This is a genomic window from Rhizobium sp. P2_G2, assembly GCF_056403555.1.
Genome location: NZ_JBFUFF010000011.1, coordinates 15,010 through 35,872, shown reverse-complemented (window position 1 = coordinate 35,872; position 20,863 = coordinate 15,010). Strand labels below are relative to the sequence as shown.

Here is a 20,863-nt window from a genome sequence, read left to right as displayed (position 1 = left end):
CCATGCCTGCCAAAAGCCCGGTTATCGTCGATCTGCGTTTTCATCCCGATCAGGTGCGTGAGGGCCTGAAGCACGCCTTTGCGGGACGCGAGGTGATCAACCGTGCCGATCCGGCGAATGCGGGTCGCGATCTCTCCGGCATCCCCTATGCCGTGCTGTGGAAGCCGCAGGATGATCTCTTCTCCCGCGCCATGGACCTGAAGGTCCTGTTTTCCGGCGGCGCCGGCGTCGATCATGTGCTGACGCTGCCCGGTCTGCCGAGCCTGCCTCTGGTCCGCTTCGTCGACCACACGCTGACGACGCGCATGAGCGAATGGATCGTCATGCAATGCCTGCTGCATCTGCGTCAGCATCTCGCCTATGACCGGCACCAGCGTGCAAAGCTCTGGCGGCCGCTCACCCAGCCCGAAGCCGCCGACATCAATGTCGGCATCATGGGCATGGGCGTGCTGGGTTCGGATGCAGCCCACAAGCTGAAGGCTATGGGCTTCAACGTGCTCGGCTGGTCGAAAAGCGGCAAGGCAATCGACGGTGTGGAAATCTATGCCGCCGATGGTCTCGACGAATTCCTCGGCAAGACAGACATTCTTGTCGGCCTCCTGCCGCTGACACAGGAGACCCGCGACATTTTTGACATGGCGCTGTTCCGCAAGCTGCGCCGCACCGGCGCGCTTGGCGGCCCGGTTTTCGTCAATGCCGGCCGCGGCGGCAGCCAGGTCGAGGCTGATCTCACTGTTGCGCTCACGGACGGCACGCTCAAAGCCGCCTCGCTCGATGTCTTCGAGGCCGAGCCGCTGCCGCTCGACTCGCCTTTCTGGTCGATGCCCAACGTCATCCTGACGCCGCACTGCGCTGCCGATTCCGACACAGCCGCGCTGTTTGCCTATGTCGAGCGTCAGATTGATCGGTTCGAAAGCGGCCAGCCGCTTGAAAATGTCGTGACCCGCGAAGCAGGTTATTAACGACGATCCCAAATCACTGCCTGCGATGAGGCGCGCCGGCTGGCGCATTGCTCGGGAAACTGCGTTTTCCACGCTCGCACCCATGAGCAGACAATTTGACGTAAACGTAAGAGTTACAAATTTCTGTCATAAAGGGCTTGAAGGCGATTTGTTCTTTGATCATGTTCTGATGTGCGCGCGGACCGATTTGCGCGGTCCAGGGAGGAACGCATGAACGTAGTCTCTCCGGCTTCGACCATAGCACTGCCTGGCCGCCCTTGGCTCAAATCCTATCCGAGCGGCATACCGGCGGAGATTGCCCCGCTCGAACATCAAACGCTTGCAGCGCTTTTCGAAGACAGCTGCCGCCGCCACGCCGCCAAGACCGCCTTCATCAGCATGGGCAAGAAGCTGACTTATGCCGGGGTCGATCGCCAATCTGCGAAAGTCGCGGCCTGGCTGCAGTCGAAAGGGCACAAGAAAGGCGATAGGATCGCCGTGATGCTGCCCAATGTACTGCAATATCCCGTTGTCGTGATGGGCATCCTGCGCGCCGGCATGACGGTGGTGAATGTCAACCCACTCTACACGCCGCGCGAGCTCGAACACCAACTCAAGGACTCCGGCGCCGTCGGCCTCTTCGTGCTCGAAAATTTCGCGGTCACCGTGCAGCAGGTGATCGCCCGGACATCGGTGCGCTCCGTGGCGGTTGCCACCATGGGCGACATGCTCGGCCTCAAGGGCCTGCTGGTCAATTATGTCGTCCGCAAGGTGAAGAAACTGGTGCCAGCCTGGTCGCTGCCGGGCCATACGCCGTTCAAGGCGATCCTGGCGCATGACGGCAATTTCCGTAGCGAGGAATTCGGCCTCGATGACATCGCTTTCCTGCAATATACCGGTGGCACGACCGGCGTTTCCAAGGGCGCTATGCTGCTCAACCGCAACGTGCTCGCCAATGCCGTGCAGAGCGGCCTCTTCCTGCAGGCCGCCTACAAGCTGAAAGGCGGCGTGCCCGGCAACATCCTCTACGTCTGCCCTCTGCCGCTCTATCACATCTTCGCGCTCACGGTGAACATGGTCATGGGCATGTCCGAGGGCTCGTCCAACCTCCTGATCGCCAATCCGCGCGACATCCCTGCTTTCGTCAAGGAGCTGGCAAAGTACAAGGTCAATTTCTTCCCCGGCCTGAACACCCTGTTCAACGCGCTGGCCAATAACGAGGATTTCAAGAAGCTCGATTTTTCCAGCTTGATGCTGACGGTGGCGGGCGGCATGGCCTGCCAGCGCGTCGTCGCCGAAAGATGGCAGGCGGTCACCGGCTGCGTCATCCTCGAAGGCTATGGTCTGTCCGAAACCTCGCCGGTCGCCGCTGTCAATCCGCCGGGCACGACGGCTTTCACAGGCACGATCGGCCTGCCGATTCCCTCTACCGAGATCGACATCCGTGACGACGACGGCCACAGCCTGCCGTCGGGAGAAGTGGGAGAGCTTTGTATCCGCGGGCCGCAGGTGATGGCCGGCTACTGGCAGCGCCCGGATGAGACAGCAAAAGTGATGGCGCCGGACGGCTATTTCCGCTCCGGTGACATGGGTTTCATGGATGACCGCGGCTTCTTCAAGATCGTCGACCGCAAGAAGGATATGATCATCGTATCCGGCTTCAACGTCTATCCGAACGAAGTCGAGGAGGTCGTCGCCCAGCATCCCGGCGTGCTCGAAGTCGCCGCCATCGGCATTCCCAACGAGCATTCCGGCGAGGCGGTCAAGATCTTCGTCGTGCGCAAGGACCCGGCGTTGACGGCCGAGATGCTGAAGCAGCATTGCGCGGCGAACCTGACCAATTACAAGCGCCCGCATGCCATCGAATTCCGCGACAGCCTGCCGAAGTCCAATGTCGGCAAAATCCTGCGCAAGGAGCTCCGGCAGTAATTTCCGGCCATTGGCCGATGCGATGTCCAGGCTATCCCGCCTTGGAACAGGCGACGGGAATCATTTGCCGACGAAGGTGTATCTCGCAGCATGTTTGAGGCATGCCGCTGGCGCCACGCGGGAAATTACAATTAGCGGGTAAATTAAGCAAAGAAATATCAACCTGCGCTCATCACCCGCGGATCAATATGCGACATCGGCGTAAACCGCACTTGCAATCTGCGCGCTTGTCGCTCAACACTGAATGAAGATGTGGGAGCGTAAGCATTTTGAACTGGGCGAGTGTCCATGATGACTTCCATGTCAGAAGGACATGAATGCCGAAAGCCGAGCAGATCCTCAGGCGCGCTCCCAAGCAGGAGAGGAGCCGCGAGCGGGTTGATGAAATTCTGGCTGTTGCCAAACGGTTGATAGGGGAAAAGGGCACGGACGCCGTCAAGATGCGCGAGATTGCGGCCCTGGCCGGCGGACCGATATCCTCGGTCTACCAATATTTCCCCAACAAATCCGCCATTGTCGCCACTCTGCACGACCGCTGGTCGAGTGATGTCTATGACATGCTCGAAGACGGTCTCAAGGGCGTTGACAGCCTCGAGACTTTGTTTATCGCCAGCGCGGCGACGCTGAGGCAATATCACCAACGCCTGCTGACCGATTCCGCGATGGTCGATGTCTTGAGTGCGGTCCAGGCAGACAAGACCTTGAACGCTGCCTATATCCAGTCCATTCGAAAGCTGGCGCATCTCTTCTGCGAGGTCGCCCGACCATGGATAGATCCAGTCCGGTTCGATATGTTTAGCCGGCAAACGTTCCTGATGTTCGAACTGGCGCGTGGTGTCGTCCGTCTCGCGCTTGCTGTCGGTGGTTCCGAGGCGGAAGGGATCATGACCGATCACAAGTCAATCATCTATACGTTGCTGATGAACTATGCCCGCCCCAGTTGATTCTCTCCATCCTGACCGATCAACGGCCGGCGCGGCGGCGTGTGAGATCAACCAGCTTTTCGTCGGCGGACGAAGCCAGGCGCAGATCGATGATATCGTCGCGCGTCAATCCGACATCGCGCAGCATATGGTCGTCGAGCTCATCGAGCTGTGCGAGCGTGTTGTGAAAGCGGACCCAGTCGCGCGTGCGCGCAAACGTCTTGGCGCGCTGCAGCAGCGAAAAGGGGACGGGATGGGTTTCGGCAAACATGGCCATAGAGGTAACTCCTTGTCTTGGCGCGCCTTCTAGAGCCGTTCGCGTCACTTGTCTGTTCCTTTCGTAACAAACCTGTCATGCATCTGTCACAAAGCGCGTCGCGATCTCCGGGATTGGCTCCTGGCGCCTTAGCTGTTTGTTTTTCGCATGTCTTTATCCCGAAACCGGTGGCCACTTTCGGGAGACATGCTTTAAAGAAAAAACCCGGCCGGCTGCCTGGGAAAGCAGCGTGACCGGGCAAGAGGCAGGGCGCTTGGCGTAGCCCTGCGGGGAAACTGGGGGGAGCGGGGGCGGGACCCACTCCCTCAGCATGTCCAGGCGCGAGGATGCCCGGGCATGCGGAAAGGAACTAGAACCGTTTCGAACCGCGCAGCGGATTCTGGCGCAACATCACCAGATGCATCGACGGGTCGGCGGTAAACGGCAGCAGCAGCGCAGATTCAACATCGCTGCGTTTCAGGCCGATGTCGGCGAGCTGTGCATCGTCGAAATCGCGCATGTCCTGCACGAGCTTGCGGCCGCGCCACGCTCTTGAAAAACTGGCCGGCCAGCCGAGCAGAGCCCGCCAGGCATTCGACAACAGTTCACCTCTGCCCGCAGCGGCGCTAGCGGGCGCTTGATCCAGCATAGACATTGGTTTCTCCTTGGCCTGACTGGCCAAATTGCATTTGATGGTGCCTTTATGAAAAATAATTATTGATCAGTCCAACGAATGTTTCTAATCATTACTATCAAACTCTCTTATGGGTGTATCCTCATGTMAGCGCCGCTCGATATTGACCAGTTGCAGACCTTCGTCGCCATCGCCGATGCCGGCAGTTTCACCAAGGCGGCGGACCGGGTGTTCAAGACCCAGTCGGCCGTGTCGATGCAGATGCGGCGGCTCGAAGAGCGCATCCGCAAGCCGCTCTTCGTCAAGGACGGCCGCGGCAACCGGCTGACGCCGGAAGGCGAAAAGCTGCTTAACTATGCCCGCCGCATGATCCGCCTCAACAACGAGGCCGTTGCGGCCTTCGATGACAATCGTCTCGAAGGCACGCTGCGCATCGGCACGCCGGACGATTATGCCGACCGTTACATGCCGGAGATCATCCAGCGCTTCGCCCGCTCGCATCCCAATGTCGAGCTTTATATCGTCTGCGAGCCTTCGGTCGACCTGGCCGAGAAGATGGCGCGCGGCGAACTCGACATCGCGCTGGTCACCCACAATCCGCTGGAGCGTGAATCCGAAGTGGTGCGCACGGAGCCGCTCTGCTGGGTCACCTCGGCCAATCATCCGCTGCCGGAGAATGCGCCGGTGCCGCTTGCCGTTGGCCGGCGCGACTGTCAGTGGCGCAGGCTCGCCTGCGCCTCGCTCGATGCCATCGGCCGCGAATATCAGATTCTGTTCACCAGTTGGTCGTCGACTGTCGTGGCGTCGGCCGTGCTTGCTGGCATGGCGGTTTCGGTCCTGCCGGAATCAGCGCTCAGGACCGGCATGAAAGTGCTGGGACAGCCGGATGGTTTTCCGCCGCTGGCGCCGGTGCAGATCGGCATCATGAAGCGCCCCGGCCTGTCGCCATCGCTGACCAATGCTATCACCGCCCATATCAGCGCCTGCCTCGACAACATCACCCCCGTCAGTGTCGAGGACGAACTCGACCGCGACGTCAAGATGTGGCCGCGCATGCCGCGTCTCAAGGCCGGTCATATGCTGCCGGGATGGTAGGACGCGTTTGCGCTTCATCCGGCCGCAATTGGCATGACAAATCTTGAGGGTTAAACTAGTCTGGCGGCAGGTCACGAGCCTGTCGCCTATCCGCATGTCCAATTCTCCCGAGAGTACCCAATGCCCGACCGTTCCTTCACGACAATCGAAAACCAGTGGATCATGCTCAGGGACGGCACTCGCCTTGCCGCCCGCATCTGGATGCCTGATAATGCCGAGAATGATCCGGTGCCGGCCGTGTTCGAATTCCTGCCTTACCGTAAGCGCGATGGAACCAGCCCGCGCGACGAATCCACCTATCCGGTCTTCGCTGCTGCCGGTATCGCCGGCGTTCGCGTCGACATCCGCGGCTCCGGCGAGTCCGATGGCGTCATCGATGGTGAATATACGCCGCTCGAACTTGCCAATGCCTGCGAGTTGATCGAATGGATCGCGGCGCAGACATGGTCGAACGGCTCGGTCGGCATGATGGGCATTTCCTGGGGCGGCTTCAACTGCCTGCAGGTCGCTGCAATGCGGCCAAAACCGCTGAAGGCGGTCATCTCGATCGCCTCGACGGTCGACCGCTATAATGACGACATCCATTACAAGAACGGCACGCATCTGTCCGCCCAGCTTTCCTGGGCCGCGACCATGCTGGCCTATCAGTCGCGCTCGCCCGATAAGGATCTGACCGGCAACCGCTGGAAGGAAATGTGGATGGAACGGCTGGAAAACCAACCTTTCTTCATGGAGGAATGGCTCACGCACCAGCGTCGCGACGCCTTTTGGCAGCACGGCTCGATTGGCGACAATTTCGCCGATGTCGAGATTCCTGCATTGGTGATTGCCGGCTGGGCGGACGGCTATCGCAATACGCCGATCAAGGCTGTCGAAGGCCTGGGACCGAAGGGCAAAGCCATTATCGGCCCTTGGGTGCACAAATATCCACATTTCGCCTGGCCGAAGCCGCGCGCCGATTTTCATAGCGAGGCGATCCGCTGGTGGAACCGCTGGCTGCGCGATGAGCAGAATGGTGCCGAAGATGTTCCGCAGGTCCGCGCTTACATTCTTGACGCGATCCGGCCTGCGCCGCGCCGCGATTTCGATCCGGGCTTCTGGATTGCCAAGAGCGCCTGGACCAGCCCGGAAGCCCAGCACTTCCACGTCGATCCGCATGGCAGGCTGGCGACGGCCGGATCGAGCCGCGGCCATGGCGAGGTCTTCTTGCGCTCGCCCCTTAATACCGGCACGGCCTCCGGCGAATATTTCACACTGAAGCCGGATGCGGAAATGGCCGTCGACCAGCGCAGCGACGATGCCGGCTCGCTGGTCATCGAAACCGCGCCGTTGACGGAGCCGCTTGATTTCCTCGGTATGCCCTCGGTAAAATTGACCGTCTCCTGTGAAGCGGAACTGGCCAATCTTTGCGCCCGCGTTGTCGACATTCATCCGGATGGCACGGCGCAGCGCGTCTCCTTCGGCGTACTCAACCTCGCCCATCGCCAATCGAATGCCGATCCGAAGCCGCTTGTGCCGGGGGAGAAGACGACAATCACGCTGGTGCTCGACGCCTGCGGCTATCGTTTCGAGCCCGGCCACAGACTTCGCCTATCCTTGTCGACCGCCTACTGGCCGATGATCCTGCCGCCGCCGACCGATCCGGGCCTGACGGTGGATCTTGCCACGATCGAACTCGCCATGCCCAAACTCGGCGAGGCCGAGCGGATCGAGATGAAACAGCCCGACAATCCGTCGCCGCTTCCGGAATACATTGAACATGCACCGGGCAAGACGCATCGCTCCGTCACCCGCGAACTCTCGGCCGCCGAGACGCACTATCGCATCCATGAGGATACTGGCCTGCACGAACATCCCGGCACCGGCCTGTCGACCCGGCAATTGCGCGACGAGGTCTGGACGATCGCCGATGGCGACCCGACCTCGATGAGCGGCCGTTCCACCTGGACCTGCGACATGGCGCGGCCGGGCTGGTTCCTGAGGACGATCTCGACGGCAAAGATGTCCTGCACGACAACGGACTGGCATGTCAGCGCCGAGGTGATCGCCTATGAAGGCGACGCGGAAATCTTCCGGAAAACCTGGGATAAGGTCGTCCCGCGCGACATGATGTAGACGACACGGCGGTGTTTTTGGCTCGGTCCGCCGCCACGCGCTTGGCGTCCTCCGCGCCTAATGCCGCCCCACCGCATCACGGTTTCTCTCTGACAAAGCCTTCAGCGCCATGATTGCGCGCTCGGCATCCGCCGCGCCGACAAAGATGTGGTCGTGATAGAAAGCCGCGACCACGTTGGCGCTGATACCATGACGCGTGAGTTCGGCAGCGATGGCTGCGGTCAGCCCAACGGCCTCAAGTGAGGAATGCACTTTAAGGCTGATCTGCCGCATCGGCGCGCTCTTCGGGCAATCGAGTCGGGTGGCGATGACCGCGTCGACGATCAGTGTCAGTCCCTCTTTCTCCATGAAGGTTGCCAGGGCGGCGATATCGCGTTCCAGTTCGGCGCCGGGCGGCAGGGTGCAAAAGACGAACGCACCGGGTTGCAATTCCGGCTCCATGCTGGCGAGCAGTGTTTCAAGGTCGGTAATGCCGGTCATCGCTTGCCTCCGCTATCCCGACAAGAGGTATCGCTTCTTCAGCACGTAAACGCAAATGGGCCTCCGCCTTCCGCGCCGGCGGCTTCATCGATTCTTCTTCGGTATCCAGTGGTGCACCCCAGAAATCCTCGAGGCTGGGGCCGTCCTGCATCTGCCGTCGCCTGAAAAGCGCCTCGAACAATTCGCGAAACCAGACACGGCGACCCATCTTCGTGTACCAGCGCATCGAATGCCGCTGGACAGGATCGCGATGCAAGAGGATGCGGGCAATCGCTTTCGGCCGCGCTTGCATCATCACTTCCACCAGCTTGACGCTGAGCACCAGAAGCAGCGGATGGAAATGGCGCATCTTCAGCACCTGATGCTTGTAGTCCCATTTGCGGATATCGGGTTCGATCACGGTTCGCTCCTTGGCGATCCGAAAAAAAGGCGTCCAGCGATGCGGCGTGACGAACAGCATCTGGATCTGGTCAGGATCGTAAGCCAGCAATTGCCGGAAACCACGCCAGATGTCGGCGAAACGATCCTCCTCGAAGCCGACAACCCAGGTGCCCATGGAAAGGATGCCGTGCTGCCGCAGCAGCTTTACCGCCTCGCGGTCGGTGGACGTGCCGCCGCCCTTGCGGATCAATGCCAGCGTTGCCTCGTCCGTACTCTCCATACCAAGAAGCCAGCGTACGACGCCTGCCTTGCGGTAGAGATGCAGGATATCGGCATCACGGACGATGTCATCGGCCCGGGTCGAGCCGGCGATCTGTACGGGGACATTCTCGGCAATCAGCGCCTCGCAGAATTCCTTCCAGGCCTTCTTGGAAACGGTGGGGTTCTCATCGGCGAGATTGATGAACTCGACGCCCTTTTCCCGGTAAAGCCGGGCAATCTCGGCGGCGAATTTCCTGGGGTCGCGATGGCGCCATCGGGTCCAGAATCCGCGTTGGCCGCAATAATTGCAAAGATGCGGGCAGCCGCGCGAAAACTGCATGACCACGGCGCGTTTGCCGCCCCAATAGCTGTAGAGCCGATGGTCGATCAGCTCCCAGCCGATGCGGTATTGATCGAGGTCGTTGCTTGCCTGGCGTGGCGACGTTGCGACGATGCGCCCTCTCGCATCGCGAAAAGCAATCCCGGAAATGCCGGCGAGCGGCCGGCCCGTCTCAAGAGCAGCCATCAGTTCGACCGCGGTTTCCTCACCCTCGCCACGGACAATCGCGTCGATCTCGGCACTTTCGGCGAGCGCCTCGCGCCAATGATAGGTCGGAAACACACCGCCATAGACGATCCAGACGTCAGGCGCCGCCGCCTTGATCTGCTTCATGATCCGCATGGCCGTCGGATGCACGCTGGTCGAGCCCGAATGACCGACAAGTACGGCGTCCGGCCGCGCAGTGAGCGTTTGCCGCACGATTTCGGGGATTGGCATGTCAACGCGGTCGGCGTCGATGAGCCGGACATCATGGCCGGCGTCGATCAGCGGGCCGCCGATCGACAGAAGCCCGAGCGGCGGCAAATGGTCGTCCGGCACGCGGCTGCCGATCGCCGTGTGCGGCGGATTGATCAAGATAATGCGCATGTGTTGTTCTCCCACCCGTTCGCCATTATGGATGGAAACGGATCAGAGCGGAAATACGATCGAAAATGACAATGATTCCGGCGGAATTGCGGGTAAGCGACCTCGAACGCGATTGCGCCACATTGCTGTCGATTTCCTGCTTGCCAAGAGTGTCGATCCGCCGTAACCCCACCGCATGACCTCCAAGACCGATCTTCCCGACCGCGCCGAATTCGCCCATGTGACCGATTGGGTGTTCGATCTCGACAACACGCTCTATCCGCACCATGTCGATCTGTTCGATCAGATCGACCGCAACATGACCGCCTATGTGGCGAAACTGCTGGGGATGGAGGTCGAGGACGCGCGCCGGCTGCAGAAGCAATATTACCACGATCACGGCACCACGCTGCGCGGCCTGATGCATCATCACGGGATCGATCCGGGGGAGTTCCTGGAGGCGGCGCACCGGATCGATTATTCCCTGGTCCCCGCCAGTCCGGAACTCGGCGAGGCAATCAAGGCGCTGCCCGGACGAAAATTCATTTTCACCAACGGTACGGTCAAGCACGCCCAGGCCGCCGCTGGGGCACTCGGCATACTCGACCATTTCGAGGACATTTTCGACATCGTCGCGGCCGACTATGTGCCGAAGCCGGCCAACCAGACCTATGACAAATTCGCCAGCCTGCACCGTGTCGACAGCCGCCGGGCGGCGATGTTCGAGGACCTGCCGCGCAATCTCGCCGTGCCGAAATTGCTCGGCATGAAGACGGTGCTCATCCTGCCTTCTGGCGAGCACAAGCCGCTCGAACGCTGGGAAATCCCCGACGAGGCCGACGACAATATCGATCATATGACCCGCGATCTGACTGGATTCCTGCAGGCAGTTATTTAAGAAATCGCTGAAATGTGAACGGGCCATTCAGCCTGCATTCACCGGCTGATCCTATAAGGGTCACAACTTTGGCGAACGGGCAGGTGCTTTTCGCCGCCCACCGAAGCCATAGGAAACATTGACGACGACGCGCGGGATCGCGCGCATTGCAACGACTTGAGCAATCAAGCGAAAGGCTCCCCCATGAAGACCTCCACCCTGATCGCGGCTGCGATCGCGTCCGTATTTGCGCTGGGCGCCGCCGCGCCGGCACTCGCCGATGCGGCCCCCGTCAAGCATCATCACAAGCATATGCATCGTGTGATGCATCGCGCCGACCTGAACCATGACGGCCGGATCTCGCATGCGGAAATGCGGGCAGCCCTGGCCAAGAGCTTTGCCGTCCTCGATACCAATCATGACGGCGTGCTGAGCAAGTCCGAACTTGCCGACAGCCGCGGCGCCTATAAGGCCTACCGCCAGGAGATCCGCGCCGAGCGCAAGGCCGGCCAGCATGTTGCCGGCGTCATCCGCATTCCCCACCGCGCCCTCAAGCACTTCGCCAGGCTCGACCGCAATCATGACGGTGTGCTGAGCCAGGCCGAGCTCGATCACGTCGCGCGCCATCTGTTCAAGCGCCGCGACCACAATGGTGACGGCTACATTTCCAAGGCAGAGCTCAAGGCGTAAGTATTCTTGAGTGATGCGTGGAGCGACGGCCCGGGAGACCGGGCCGTCAGCGTCAGAGCACGACGTTCGGAGTGTTGTCCCGGTAGAACTCGGTGATGATGTCGCAGGCCTCTGCGGCCGTTTCGACGAAACTCAGCAATTTGACGTCATCGGGGGCGATCGTGCCGAATTCGGCAAGTGCATCGAAGTTGATGACATTGCGCCAGAATTTTTCACCGAACATGATGATCGGCACCGGCGCCATGCGGCCGGTCTGGATCAGCGTCACCGCCTCGAAGAATTCGTCCAACGTGCCGAAGCCGCCTGGGAAGACGACGACCGCCTTGGCGCGCATCATGAAATGCATCTTGCGGATGGCGAAGTAGTGGAAATTGAAGCTCAGGTCCGGCGTCACATAGGGGTTGGGCGCCTGTTCATGCGGCAGCACGATGTTGAGCCCGATCGACGGCGCACCGACTTCGGCGGCGCCGCGATTGCCCGCTTCCATCACGCCCGGCCCGCCACCGGTCACCACCACATATTCATGATAATTATGCTTCGCTGACCATTCCGAGCATAGTCTCGCAAATTGCCGCGCCTCCTCGTAGTAGATCGAGGCGTCTTCGAGATTCTTCCTCTGGGTCTCGTTGCGCGCTGCCCAGGCCTTCTGGCCAGGGGCGGGGATACGTGCACCGCCGAACATCACGACGGTCGAGCGTATGCCGCGCTCGCTGAGGATCATCTCGGCCTTCAACAGTTCGAGCTGCAGCCGGATCGGCCTTAGTTCTTCGCTACAGAGAAAGTCGCTGTCGGCATAGGCGAGGCGATAGGAAGGCGAGAGTGTCTGCGGTGTATCGGGAATGCGTTCGGCACGGCGTTTGGTGGTGCCGCTCGATTCCAGCGGGGTCCAGGCGCCGTCTTTGCGTCGTAATCCGCCGGTTTTGCCCTTTGCCATTGCTTATTCCATCCGCTATAGACCGCCATCAGGCCAGTATGCCCTAGATTAAGGCAGAATAATCCTTCAAAGCTTAAGGAATTCACATGACCGCCAGCGATCTTTCCGCGCTTGAAAAGACCATCGACGCCGCCTTCGAAGCCCGTGACGGCATCTCGACCGCAACCCGCGGCGAAGTGCGCGACGCCGTCGAGGACGCGCTCAACCTGCTCGACAGCGGCAAAGTACGGGTGGCGACGCGCGGCGATGACGGCAGATGGGTGGTGCATCAGTGGCTCAAGAAGGCGGTGCTGCTCTCCTTCCGCCTGCGGCCGATGGAAGTCGTCAAGGGCGGTCCGGGCGAAGCGGTATGGTGGGACAAGGTGCCGTCCAAGTTCGACGGCTGGAGCGCCAATGAATTCGAAAAGGCCGGCTTCCGCGCCGTGCCGAACGCTGTCGTGCGCCGCTCCGCCTATATTGCGCCGGGCGCGGTGCTGATGCCGTCCTTCGTCAATCTCGGCGCCCATGTCGGCGCCAATACTATGGTCGACACCTGGGCGACGGTCGGTTCCTGCGCCCAGATCGGCGCCAATGTGCATCTTTCCGGCGGCGTCGGCATCGGCGGCGTGCTGGAGCCGATGCAGGCCGGCCCGACCATCATCGAGGACAACTGCTTCATCGGCGCCCGCTCGGAAGTGGTCGAGGGCTGCATCGTCCGCGAAGGCTCCGTGCTCGGCATGGGCGTGTTTATCGGCAAGTCGACCCGGATCGTCGATCGCAGCACCGGCGAAATCATGTATGGCGAAGTGCCGCCCTATTCCGTCGTCGTTGCCGGCTCGATGCCGACCACCAGCCTGATGGGCAATGGCCAGGCCGCGCCGAACCTTTATTGCGCCGTGATCGTCAAACGCGTCGACGAGCAGACCCGCTCCAAGACCGGCATCAACGAATTGCTGCGCGACTGAGCGAGACAGCGGCATTGTCAAATCCTGAAATCCCGGCCGCTTGAGCCGGGATTTTTGTTGAATATCTGCGGCTTGTTCTTCGTTATCTCCTCGGTATAGTTCGCCTTGCGGCACAGTGACGGGGGAGKCCTTGGATCGAGTCAGGACATTGTTTTTGACGGCTCTGGCAGCGCTGGTTCCGGCTGTTGTCGCTGCCGACGGGTTGACGGTGCGTTTTCATGATGTCGTCAAGCCCGATGCCGAACTCGAGGCTTTCGTCGCCCGTCTCAAAACACTCGATCCGAAGGACGGCAGGACGGTGAACACACTCTTTGCCAAACGCGTCAAAACATTCCGGCGAAGCCTCGATCCCTTTCAGCCATGGAACAGGACCGCTGACATAGACTCCGACTATCTCAAGGGTGCCGCCGACCTCATGGTCGAGCAGGGCGAACCCGAAGAGGGCAAGCCCACCCCGAATTATCGACCAGATGCGCTGAAGCAGATCGTCCAACAGGTCAGCAGCGGCCAGCCCTTCGGCACCCTGACGGAAATGCCCGGCGCCGTCTGCGCGCCCGCCGAATACGAGGTCAACCGCAAAGCGGCTTCGGCTTTTGCCAAAAAATTCGAACTCGATGCCTACAGCCTGCGTTTTTTCAGCGAGGAGAAATTTCTGTATGCAAGGCCAAACTTGAAAAGCGATCTCGTTGCAGCCGTGCCGCCCTACACAATGATGATGTTTGCCTATGATCCCAAAGCCAGGAATCCTTGGGCGCTCTACGAAAGCTCCGGCGGCGAAAAGGGCTATCTCATGGAGGACATGCCTGTCCTGGGCCTCTCCCAGCACCATGTCTGCTTCGGTAGGGTGAAAGGCGCATACAGGATCGTGGCGCTGTTTGGCTACGGGCTCTGACATGAACGGAATGAATGACAATCCGGGTGTCCGTTGGCTGCTGTTCAGCCCATCCGGCCGCATTGGACGGCACGCCTACCTGTTGTCGGTCCTGCTCTGGCTGATGCTACAAGGTGCCGCAGTCTTCTTGCTTCTGGCTATCGAGAACACGTCCAAGGCCGGCCTGCTGCTCGCGGCACTGGCGCTGGTGATCATCAGCGTCGCCACATTCATCTCCTTCATCATGCTGTCGATCAAGCGGCTGCACGACATGGGTTTCCCCGGCCTTTTCGTGCTGGTCCTCTTCGTTCCCCTCGTCAGTTTCTTTGCTTTTGTCGTCCTGCTGTTCTGGCCGTCAGCCCCGCCGAATGATTTCGGCGAATACCCCGACCGCCCGAAATGACAGCGGTTTTTCCGTGACAGAATTCGGCCAATCCATTATCGATTCCGCCCATGACCACAACTGATCCGATTGAAAATCTTCGTCTCCTGATCCGCTGCCCGTCCGTCACTCCTGCAGAGGGAGGTGCGCTTGGCGCGCTCGAAGCCATGCTCGCACCGATCGGTTTTCGCGTCGATCGCGTGACGGCGACGGAGCCCGGCACGCCCGACATCGAGAACCTCTATGCACGCCTCGGCGACAGTGGTCCGCATCTCGTGTTCGCCGGCCATACCGATGTCGTGCCGGTGGGCGACGAGGCCGCCTGGACGCACCAGCCCTTCGGTGCCGAGATCGCCGATGGCGTGCTCTATGGCCGTGGCGCGGTCGACATGAAGGGCGGCATTGCCTGCTTCGCCGCCGCCGTGGCGCGGCATGTCGACAAGCATGGCAGGCCGAAAGGTTCGATCTCCTTCCTAATCACCGGTGACGAGGAAGGCCCCGCAATCAACGGCACGGTCAAGCTGCTCGAATGGGCATATGGCAGGGGCGAGCGGTGGGACGCTTGCCTCGTCGGCGAGCCGACCAATCCAGACACGCTCGGCGACATGATTAAGATCGGCCGCCGCGGCTCCTTGTCGGGCACGGTCACCGTCCACGGCGTGCAGGGGCACGTCGCCTATCCGCATCTGGCCGACAACCCGGTTCGGGCCGCAGTGATCATGGCCGCCGCCCTGATGGATCCGCCCCTGGATGCCGGAACCGAGAATTTTCAGCCTTCGAACCTGGAAGTCACCGCGGTCGATACCGGCAATCGCGCCACCAATGTCATCCCGGCCAGGGCGAGTTTCGCCTTCAACGTCCGCTTCAACGACAGTTGGACCGTCGAAACCTTGAGCGCGGAAATCCAGCGCCGCCTTGACGCCGCGGCTGCCGATCCACGATTGCGGCAAGGTCGTTTGCCGGCTAAATATGCTCTGACGCTGGCCGAGCGCCCGAGCCACGTGTTCCTGACGCGCGACGACCGGCTGATCGCCTCCATGACCGCGGCGATCGAGGACGCGACCGGCCGCACGCCGAAGCTCTCGACCACGGGCGGCACGTCGGATGCGCGCTATATCAAGGACTATTGCCCGGTCGTCGAATTTGGCCTGGTCGGCCAGACCATGCATATGGTCGACGAATGCGTGCCGGTGGCCGATCTCGAAGCGCTGACCCGAATCTACGAAACCTTTATCGCCCGCTGGTTTGACGATGCCATGGTTTGATGAGATCGGCTATTACCTTTACGGTATCCGGCTGTTGCTGGAAGGCCGGCTCGATGGGCTGAAATGGCTCGATTTTTCCGACCGCGGCTTCTGGCGTTCCTGGTGGGCGCTGGTCTTCTGCCTGCCGCCGATGTTGCTCAGCTGGGCCGCCTTCCGGATCACCTATCTCTCCACCATGCCGGCCGGCGCGTCCACCGGACCCACCTTCATTCTTGGGCTTGCAGTTGTCGATATTTCGAGCTGGATTCTCTGCTATCTGGCGCTGGCCGTCGTTATGACGATTGTCGGCTATGCCGACGTCATCAGGCCGATGATCATCGCCCTCAACTGGCTCAGCATACCCTTGCAGTGGCTGGGGGTCGTCGTTTCGCTGATGCAGGTTTTTGTGCCGCTCGAAACCGAACTCTATGTTCCGATTTCTCTGGGCCTGCTGTTGATTTCGGCGGTGGCCTATTTCCTGGTCATCCGCCAGATCGCCGAGCGCAGGAGCGCGCCCGCGCTCGCCTTCCTGTTGACGCTCGTCGTCGCCAGTCTCTGGGTGACCAACGTCATTGGCGAAATGCTTGGCCTGCCGCTATAGATCGTCGTCGTCTTCGAAACGCAGGAGCGTCGACAGGTCGCCGTAATCGACTTGCATGAAGAACAGTCCTTCGGGCGGCGCCACCGGCCCGCAGCGGGTGCGGTCGCGCGCTTCGAGCGCCATCCGGACATCCTCAGGCGACCATTTGCCGTCGCCGACGAGCTTGAGCGTGCCGGCAAAAGAGCGGATCTGATTGTGCAGAAAACTCTGCGCCGAAGCCCGGATTTCGATCACGTCGCCATTGCGCGTCACATCGACCCGATCCATCGTGCGATTGGGGTTCCTCGCCTGGCAATGCGACGACCGAAACGTGGTGAAGTCGTGATGGCCCACCAGTTCCTGCGCTGCGCGATGCATGCGCTCATGATCGAGCGGCCGCTTCACATGCCAGGCGCGGCCAGCTTCGATAGCGATCGGCGCCCAGCGATTGATGATGCGGTAGAGATAGTGACGCTTGGTGGCCGAAAACCGCGCATCCCAGATGTCCGGCATCTGCTCGGCTTCAACGATGGCGACCCGTTCGTTTTCCAGGGTGAGATGCGCATTGACGGCATTCATCAGCGTCTGCGCTTTCCACTCGCGGCTGAGATCGACATGGCAGACCTGGCCATAGGCGTGCACGCCCGAATCGGTGCGGCCTGCGGCCCGAAGCGAGTAGGTTTCGCCACTCATCGCAAACACGGCCTTCTCGATCGCTTCCTGGACGGATTTGCCATTGTCCTGCCGCTGCCAGCCGACATAGGGCGTGCCGTCATATTCGACGACCATGCGGTAACGCGGCATCAGCAGAACCTCGTGCCGGCAGGCATGGGCGTGCCGCGCAGAAATTCCGCGGCATCGAGCGGCTTGCCGCCGGCCCGCTGCAGGCGCAGTAGCCGGACCGCACCATTTCCGCAGGCGACCGACAACCGGTCGTCAAGCACTGTGCCGGCGTCTCCGGTGCCCTCGGACAGTTCGGAGCGAAGCACCTTGATCCGCTCCTTCTTGCCGCCGATCTCGGCCTCGAACCAGGCGCCGGGGAATGGCGAGAGCCCACGGATGTGATTGTGGACGTTCATACCGCCACGCGAGAAATCGATATGCGATTCTTCCTTGCTGATCTTCGCCGCATAGAGCACACCATCCTCGGCTTGCTGCGAGAGTGGCAAATCGCCGGCCTCGAGCTTTGCCATCGCCTCGACCATCAGCGCAGCTCCGGCCGCGGAGAGCCGGTCGTGCAACTCGCCGGCCGTCATCGCGATTGGGATCGGCACCACCGCGGTCAACGCCACCGGGCCGGTATCCAGCCCCTTATCCATCTTCATCACCATCATTCCGGTCTCGCGGTCGCCGGCCATGATCGCCCGCTGGATCGGCGCAGCGCCACGCCAGCGCGGCAACAGCGAGGCATGGCCATTGTAGCAGCCAAACCGCGTGCCTTCGAGGATCGATGTCGGCAGCAACAGCCCATAAGCGACGACGACTGCGACATCGGCGTTGAATGCGCGGAACCGCGCAACATCTTCGGCCTGTTTGAAATTCACCGGGATCAGGACCGGCAAACCAAGTGCTTCGGCAGCCTGATGTACCGGCGATGGCGTTAGTTCCAGCCCGCGCCGCCCGGCTGGGCGCGGCGGCTGCGAATAGACCGCAACAATCTCATGGCCGGCGTCATGAAGCGCGCGCAATACCGGCACGGAAAAGTCGGGCGTTCCCATGAAGATTATTCTGAGCGGCATCGTCATTCCCAGGATTCGAATTTCACAGCTCTTCAAACGGATTTACGAGGCGAAGATCAAGCCCCTCGAAATCCCTCACATTGCGCGTGGCGAGCGTCGCGCCGTGGAAGAGGCAGATAGCGGCGATCTGGGCGTCCTGAACGGATATTCCGCGCCCGACATTTTCTCGACCTGCCCGTATTCGACCGGCTAGAGCTGCTGCTTCCGGACCAAGCGGCAAAATCCTGGCCACAAAACGTTTGCTGATTAGAGACTCGGTTGCATCCAGCAAGCGCGACGACCTATTACGCAGGAAAATCCGCTCGGCGCCGAACCACATTTCCATCACGCTGGTCGCCGTTAGAAAATGCTCTGACTGATCGCCACGTCTCAGCCAGCCAAGGACCGCAGGGTCTATAGCCGCCTTGATCAACTCGGAAGCGACATTGGTGTCAAGGACGATCATTCGAAGTCTTCGGGTCCCGGTGACCTGGATTCTTCCCTCCAGGCATCGATCGCATCCATCATCTCCTGATGTTCGTCATCGCCGAGCAAGGCATCGGCAAAAGTTCGCCGGAATTGCATATAGGGGTCGTCATCGATCGGGGATCTGTTCTCTTTCTCCACGGCCAGGCCTTTCCTAAGAATATGTTTTGTCTCCTCGGAAAGACTCCGCCCGCTGGCCTTCGCAAGTGCTTGAAGATCTTTTTTCAAGCCTTCAGAAACATTCCGGATCAGAAGATCACTCAAGGTGCGCCTCCTATGATATCACTGATATCATAGTGTGTTGCCGCTCCGGAATCAATGAACCCGGGCTCACGCCCGCATCTTGGCGGCCTTGGTGAATTTGCGGATCACCATTTCGCGCTTCAGCCGGGAAATATGGTCGATGAATAGGACGCCGTTCAGATGGTCGATCTCGTGTTGCAGGCAGGTGGCGAGCACGCCCTCGGCGTCGACCATCTGCTCTTTGCCCTGGAGGTCGATATGCTTGACGCTGATTCTCGCCGGCCGTTCCACTTCGGCGTAGTAATCCGGAATGGACAGGCAGCCTTCCTCATAGATCGAGCGGTCGTCCGAAACCGCCAAAATCTCCGGATTGATGAAAATCTGCGGCTTCTTGTCCTCGCCTTCCTTGGAAAGATCGATGACCAGCATGCGCTTCGGCACGCCAACCTGAATGGCGGCCAGCCCGATGCCGGGCGCGTCATACATGGTCGCCAGCATGTCGTCGGCGAGGCTACGAATATCGTCGTTCACCTGCTCGATCTTGGTCGAGACCTGGCGCAGGACAGGGTCGGGAAGAATGATCAATGGTCTGATGGTCATATCCCCTCCTTATTACAGGCCGAAAACTCTTGCAATATATCTGTAACCGGCTACACAGGGCTATGTTCTCGTTTTGATCTGTTGTCTGCGTGCGAATCTGCTATGGTTTGCCCATGACAACGCAAAGTGCTCTGATGAACACGCCTCTCATGACGATCGCCAACATCCCTGTGACGCTGGGCATGATGCTGTCCGGCGGCGCGCTTGTCATCCTGCTCGTTCTGCTGGCTCTGTTTTTCGCATGGCGCTCAGCCAGCCGCAGGGCAGAACTGGAGGGCGAGGAAGTACGGTTCCGCGCAGTCGAAGCCGAAGCGCGCCTGGCTGAAATCCTTCGGGCGCAGAGCGAGATGCAGGGCCGCATTGCGGCGATGACCGATGTTTTTGGCAGGCGCCAGAATGAATTCAACCAGGCGATCAACCAGCGCATCGACGGCATGACGCATCGCCTCGGTCAGACCATGACCGAACAGACACGGTCGACGCATGAAAATTTGCGTCATCTGCAGGAGCGACTGGCGGTCATCGACACGGCGCAGAACAATATCCAGGCCTTGGCCAAGGATGTCGTCGGCCTGCAGGCGATCCTGTCCAACAAGCAGACACGCGGCGCCTTTGGCCAGTCGCGTATGGAGACCATCGTCGCCGACGGCCTGCCGATGGGCGCCTACGAATTCCAGGCGACGCTTTCCAACGGTGTGCGCCCCGATTGTCTCGTCAAAATGCCCAATGGCCAGCCGTCGCTGGTCATCGACGCCAAATTCCCGCTCGAAGCCTGGAATGCGATCCGCGACGGTGGGCCTGAAGCGATCAAGGCGGCCGGCCAGCAGTTCCGCCGCGACATGGACGTCCACATCCGGGACATTTCCGAAAAATATCTGATCCGCGGCGAGACGCAGGACACCGCCTTCATGTTCGTGCCGTCGGAATCGATCTTCGCCGAAATCCACGAGAATTTCGAGGTGATCGTGCAGAGGGCGCATAAGGCGCGGGTGGTGATCGTCTCGCCCTCGCTGTTGATGCTCTCCATCCAGGTGATCCAGTCGGTCCTTAAGGATCAGCGCATGCGCGAGCAGGCACATTTGATCCAGGGCGAGGTGATCCGGCTGATGGAGGACCTTGGCAGGCTCGACGACCGCGTGCGCAAGCTGCAATCGCATTTCCTCGCCGCGCAGAAGGATGTCGAGCAGATCGTCACTTCGTCCGACAAGCTGGTGAAACGCGGCGAGAAGATCGAAGCCATGGAGTTCGAGGCGAGTGAACCGATCGGGGCTCAGGCCACCGCCGGCCGTTCCGTCGAGAGCCGGACCGGGCAGTTGAAGCTGAGGGTGGTTGACGAAGACTGAGATTCCCTGCGAGATGCGCATGGGAGAAA

At 60.6% G+C, this 20,863-nt stretch carries 23 protein-coding genes; 13 read left to right on the top strand and 10 right to left on the bottom strand.

Annotated features, from left to right (window positions below; genetic code table 11):
- Positions 1-2: 2 nt before the first annotated feature.
- From AC1D06_RS11425 to AC1D06_RS11415, 3 genes are all read left to right on the top strand, one after another.
- A complete protein-coding gene (locus AC1D06_RS11425; RefSeq protein WP_477986315.1) occupies positions 3-962 on the top strand; it encodes a 2-hydroxyacid dehydrogenase in 960 nt (319 codons plus the stop codon).
- A 210-nt stretch (positions 963-1,172) separates the two neighbouring features.
- On the top strand, positions 1,173-2,870 hold the full coding sequence (locus AC1D06_RS11420; RefSeq protein WP_477986314.1) for a long-chain-fatty-acid--CoA ligase: 1,698 nt from the start codon (positions 1,173-1,175) through the stop codon (positions 2,868-2,870).
- Between the two features lie 317 nt (positions 2,871-3,187).
- Entirely contained in the window at positions 3,188-3,814 is a 627-nt protein-coding gene (locus AC1D06_RS11415; RefSeq protein ID WP_477986313.1) for a TetR/AcrR family transcriptional regulator, read from the top strand.
- Positions 3,815-3,833: 19 nt separating this feature from the next.
- On the opposite strand, the gene AC1D06_RS11410 is transcribed toward AC1D06_RS11415, so the two are convergent.
- Complete coding sequence (locus tag AC1D06_RS11410; protein WP_477875719.1) at positions 3,834-4,070, bottom strand: DUF1127 domain-containing protein; 237 nt, start codon at positions 4,068-4,070, stop codon at positions 3,834-3,836.
- Between the two features lie 349 nt (positions 4,071-4,419).
- Positions 4,420-4,704 (bottom strand): DUF1127 domain-containing protein, encoded by a 285-nt coding sequence (locus AC1D06_RS11405; RefSeq protein ID WP_477875718.1) that lies wholly within the window; start codon positions 4,702-4,704, stop codon positions 4,420-4,422.
- 123 nt (positions 4,705-4,827) lie between these two features.
- On the opposite strand from AC1D06_RS11405, the gene AC1D06_RS11400 reads away from it, so the two are divergent.
- Complete coding sequence (locus tag AC1D06_RS11400) at positions 4,828-5,778, top strand: LysR substrate-binding domain-containing protein (RefSeq protein WP_477986312.1); 951 nt, start codon at positions 4,828-4,830, stop codon at positions 5,776-5,778.
- Between the two features lie 120 nt (positions 5,779-5,898).
- Complete coding sequence (locus AC1D06_RS11395; protein WP_477986311.1) at positions 5,899-7,893, top strand: CocE/NonD family hydrolase; 1,995 nt, start codon at positions 5,899-5,901, stop codon at positions 7,891-7,893.
- A 57-nt stretch (positions 7,894-7,950) separates the two neighbouring features.
- On the opposite strand, the gene AC1D06_RS11390 is transcribed toward AC1D06_RS11395, so the two are convergent.
- Positions 7,951-8,373: an ACT domain-containing protein gene (locus tag AC1D06_RS11390; RefSeq protein ID WP_477986310.1), complete on the bottom strand. Its 423-nt coding sequence runs from the start codon at positions 8,371-8,373 to the stop codon at positions 7,951-7,953.
- Positions 8,351-9,943 carry a magnesium-protoporphyrin IX monomethyl ester anaerobic oxidative cyclase gene (bchE, locus tag AC1D06_RS11385; protein WP_477986309.1) on the bottom strand — a complete coding sequence of 531 codons (1,593 nt, stop codon included), beginning with the start codon at positions 9,941-9,943 and terminating at the stop codon, positions 8,351-8,353. The genes AC1D06_RS11390 and bchE overlap by 23 nt, the downstream gene beginning before the upstream one ends.
- A 175-nt stretch (positions 9,944-10,118) precedes the next feature.
- Between bchE and AC1D06_RS11380 the strand changes: the two genes are divergently transcribed.
- Together AC1D06_RS11380 and AC1D06_RS11375 are read left to right on the top strand one after the other, a co-directional pair.
- Positions 10,119-10,820, top strand: coding sequence for a pyrimidine 5'-nucleotidase (locus AC1D06_RS11380; RefSeq protein WP_477986308.1), 702 nt, complete (start codon positions 10,119-10,121; stop codon positions 10,818-10,820).
- 183 nt (positions 10,821-11,003) lie between these two features.
- Entirely contained in the window at positions 11,004-11,489 is a 486-nt protein-coding gene (locus tag AC1D06_RS11375; RefSeq protein ID WP_477986307.1) for an EF-hand domain-containing protein, read from the top strand.
- A 52-nt stretch (positions 11,490-11,541) separates the two neighbouring features.
- On the opposite strand, the gene AC1D06_RS11370 is transcribed toward AC1D06_RS11375, so the two are convergent.
- Positions 11,542-12,423 carry an LOG family protein gene (locus AC1D06_RS11370; RefSeq protein WP_477875711.1) on the bottom strand — a complete coding sequence of 294 codons (882 nt, stop codon included), beginning with the start codon at positions 12,421-12,423 and terminating at the stop codon, positions 11,542-11,544.
- An 86-nt stretch (positions 12,424-12,509) separates the two neighbouring features.
- Between AC1D06_RS11370 and dapD the strand changes: the two genes are divergently transcribed.
- The 5 genes from dapD to AC1D06_RS11345 all read left to right on the top strand — a co-directional run bounded on the left by dapD (position 12,510) and on the right by AC1D06_RS11345 (position 16,465).
- A complete protein-coding gene (gene dapD, locus AC1D06_RS11365) occupies positions 12,510-13,367 on the top strand; it encodes a 2,3,4,5-tetrahydropyridine-2,6-dicarboxylate N-succinyltransferase (protein WP_477875710.1) in 858 nt (285 codons plus the stop codon).
- Between the two features lie 154 nt (positions 13,368-13,521).
- Positions 13,522-14,259: a hypothetical protein gene (locus AC1D06_RS11360; protein ID WP_477986306.1), complete on the top strand. Its 738-nt coding sequence runs from the start codon at positions 13,522-13,524 to the stop codon at positions 14,257-14,259.
- Between the two features lies 1 nt (position 14,260).
- On the top strand, positions 14,261-14,641 hold the full coding sequence (locus AC1D06_RS11355) for a DUF805 domain-containing protein (RefSeq protein ID WP_477875708.1): 381 nt from the start codon (positions 14,261-14,263) through the stop codon (positions 14,639-14,641).
- A 50-nt stretch (positions 14,642-14,691) separates the two neighbouring features.
- Positions 14,692-15,885 carry a succinyl-diaminopimelate desuccinylase gene (dapE, locus tag AC1D06_RS11350; RefSeq protein WP_477986305.1) on the top strand — a complete coding sequence of 398 codons (1,194 nt, stop codon included), beginning with the start codon at positions 14,692-14,694 and terminating at the stop codon, positions 15,883-15,885.
- Complete coding sequence (locus AC1D06_RS11345) at positions 15,872-16,465, top strand: hypothetical protein (RefSeq protein ID WP_477986304.1); 594 nt, start codon at positions 15,872-15,874, stop codon at positions 16,463-16,465. The genes dapE and AC1D06_RS11345 overlap by 14 nt, the downstream gene beginning before the upstream one ends.
- On the opposite strand, the gene truA is transcribed toward AC1D06_RS11345, so the two are convergent.
- The 5 genes from truA to def all read right to left on the bottom strand — a co-directional run bounded on the left by truA (position 16,460) and on the right by def (position 19,491).
- Positions 16,460-17,248, bottom strand: a complete 789-nt coding sequence (gene truA / locus AC1D06_RS11340; RefSeq protein WP_477986303.1) for a tRNA pseudouridine(38-40) synthase TruA — start codon at positions 17,246-17,248, stop codon at positions 16,460-16,462. The two genes, AC1D06_RS11345 and truA, sit on opposite strands and share 6 nt — an antisense overlap.
- A complete protein-coding gene (gene fmt / locus AC1D06_RS11335) occupies positions 17,248-18,183 on the bottom strand; it encodes a methionyl-tRNA formyltransferase (protein WP_477986302.1) in 936 nt (311 codons plus the stop codon). The genes truA and fmt overlap by 1 nt, the downstream gene beginning before the upstream one ends.
- Positions 18,184-18,205: 22 nt before the next feature.
- The gene (locus tag AC1D06_RS11330; RefSeq protein WP_477986301.1) at positions 18,206-18,628 is read right to left on the bottom strand and encodes a PIN domain-containing protein; all 423 of its coding nucleotides are present in this window, start codon (positions 18,626-18,628) and stop codon (positions 18,206-18,208) included.
- Positions 18,625-18,912 carry a FitA-like ribbon-helix-helix domain-containing protein gene (locus tag AC1D06_RS11325; RefSeq protein ID WP_477875702.1) on the bottom strand — a complete coding sequence of 96 codons (288 nt, stop codon included), beginning with the start codon at positions 18,910-18,912 and terminating at the stop codon, positions 18,625-18,627. The genes AC1D06_RS11330 and AC1D06_RS11325 overlap by 4 nt, the downstream gene beginning before the upstream one ends.
- A 66-nt stretch (positions 18,913-18,978) precedes the next feature.
- Positions 18,979-19,491 (bottom strand): peptide deformylase, encoded by a 513-nt coding sequence (def, locus tag AC1D06_RS11320; RefSeq protein ID WP_477875701.1) that lies wholly within the window; start codon positions 19,489-19,491, stop codon positions 18,979-18,981.
- A gap of 134 nt (positions 19,492-19,625) precedes the next feature.
- On the opposite strand from def, the gene AC1D06_RS11315 reads away from it, so the two are divergent.
- Positions 19,626-20,834 carry a DNA recombination protein RmuC gene (locus AC1D06_RS11315; RefSeq protein ID WP_477875700.1) on the top strand — a complete coding sequence of 403 codons (1,209 nt, stop codon included), beginning with the start codon at positions 19,626-19,628 and terminating at the stop codon, positions 20,832-20,834.
- The last annotated feature ends 29 nt before the right edge of the window (positions 20,835-20,863 follow it).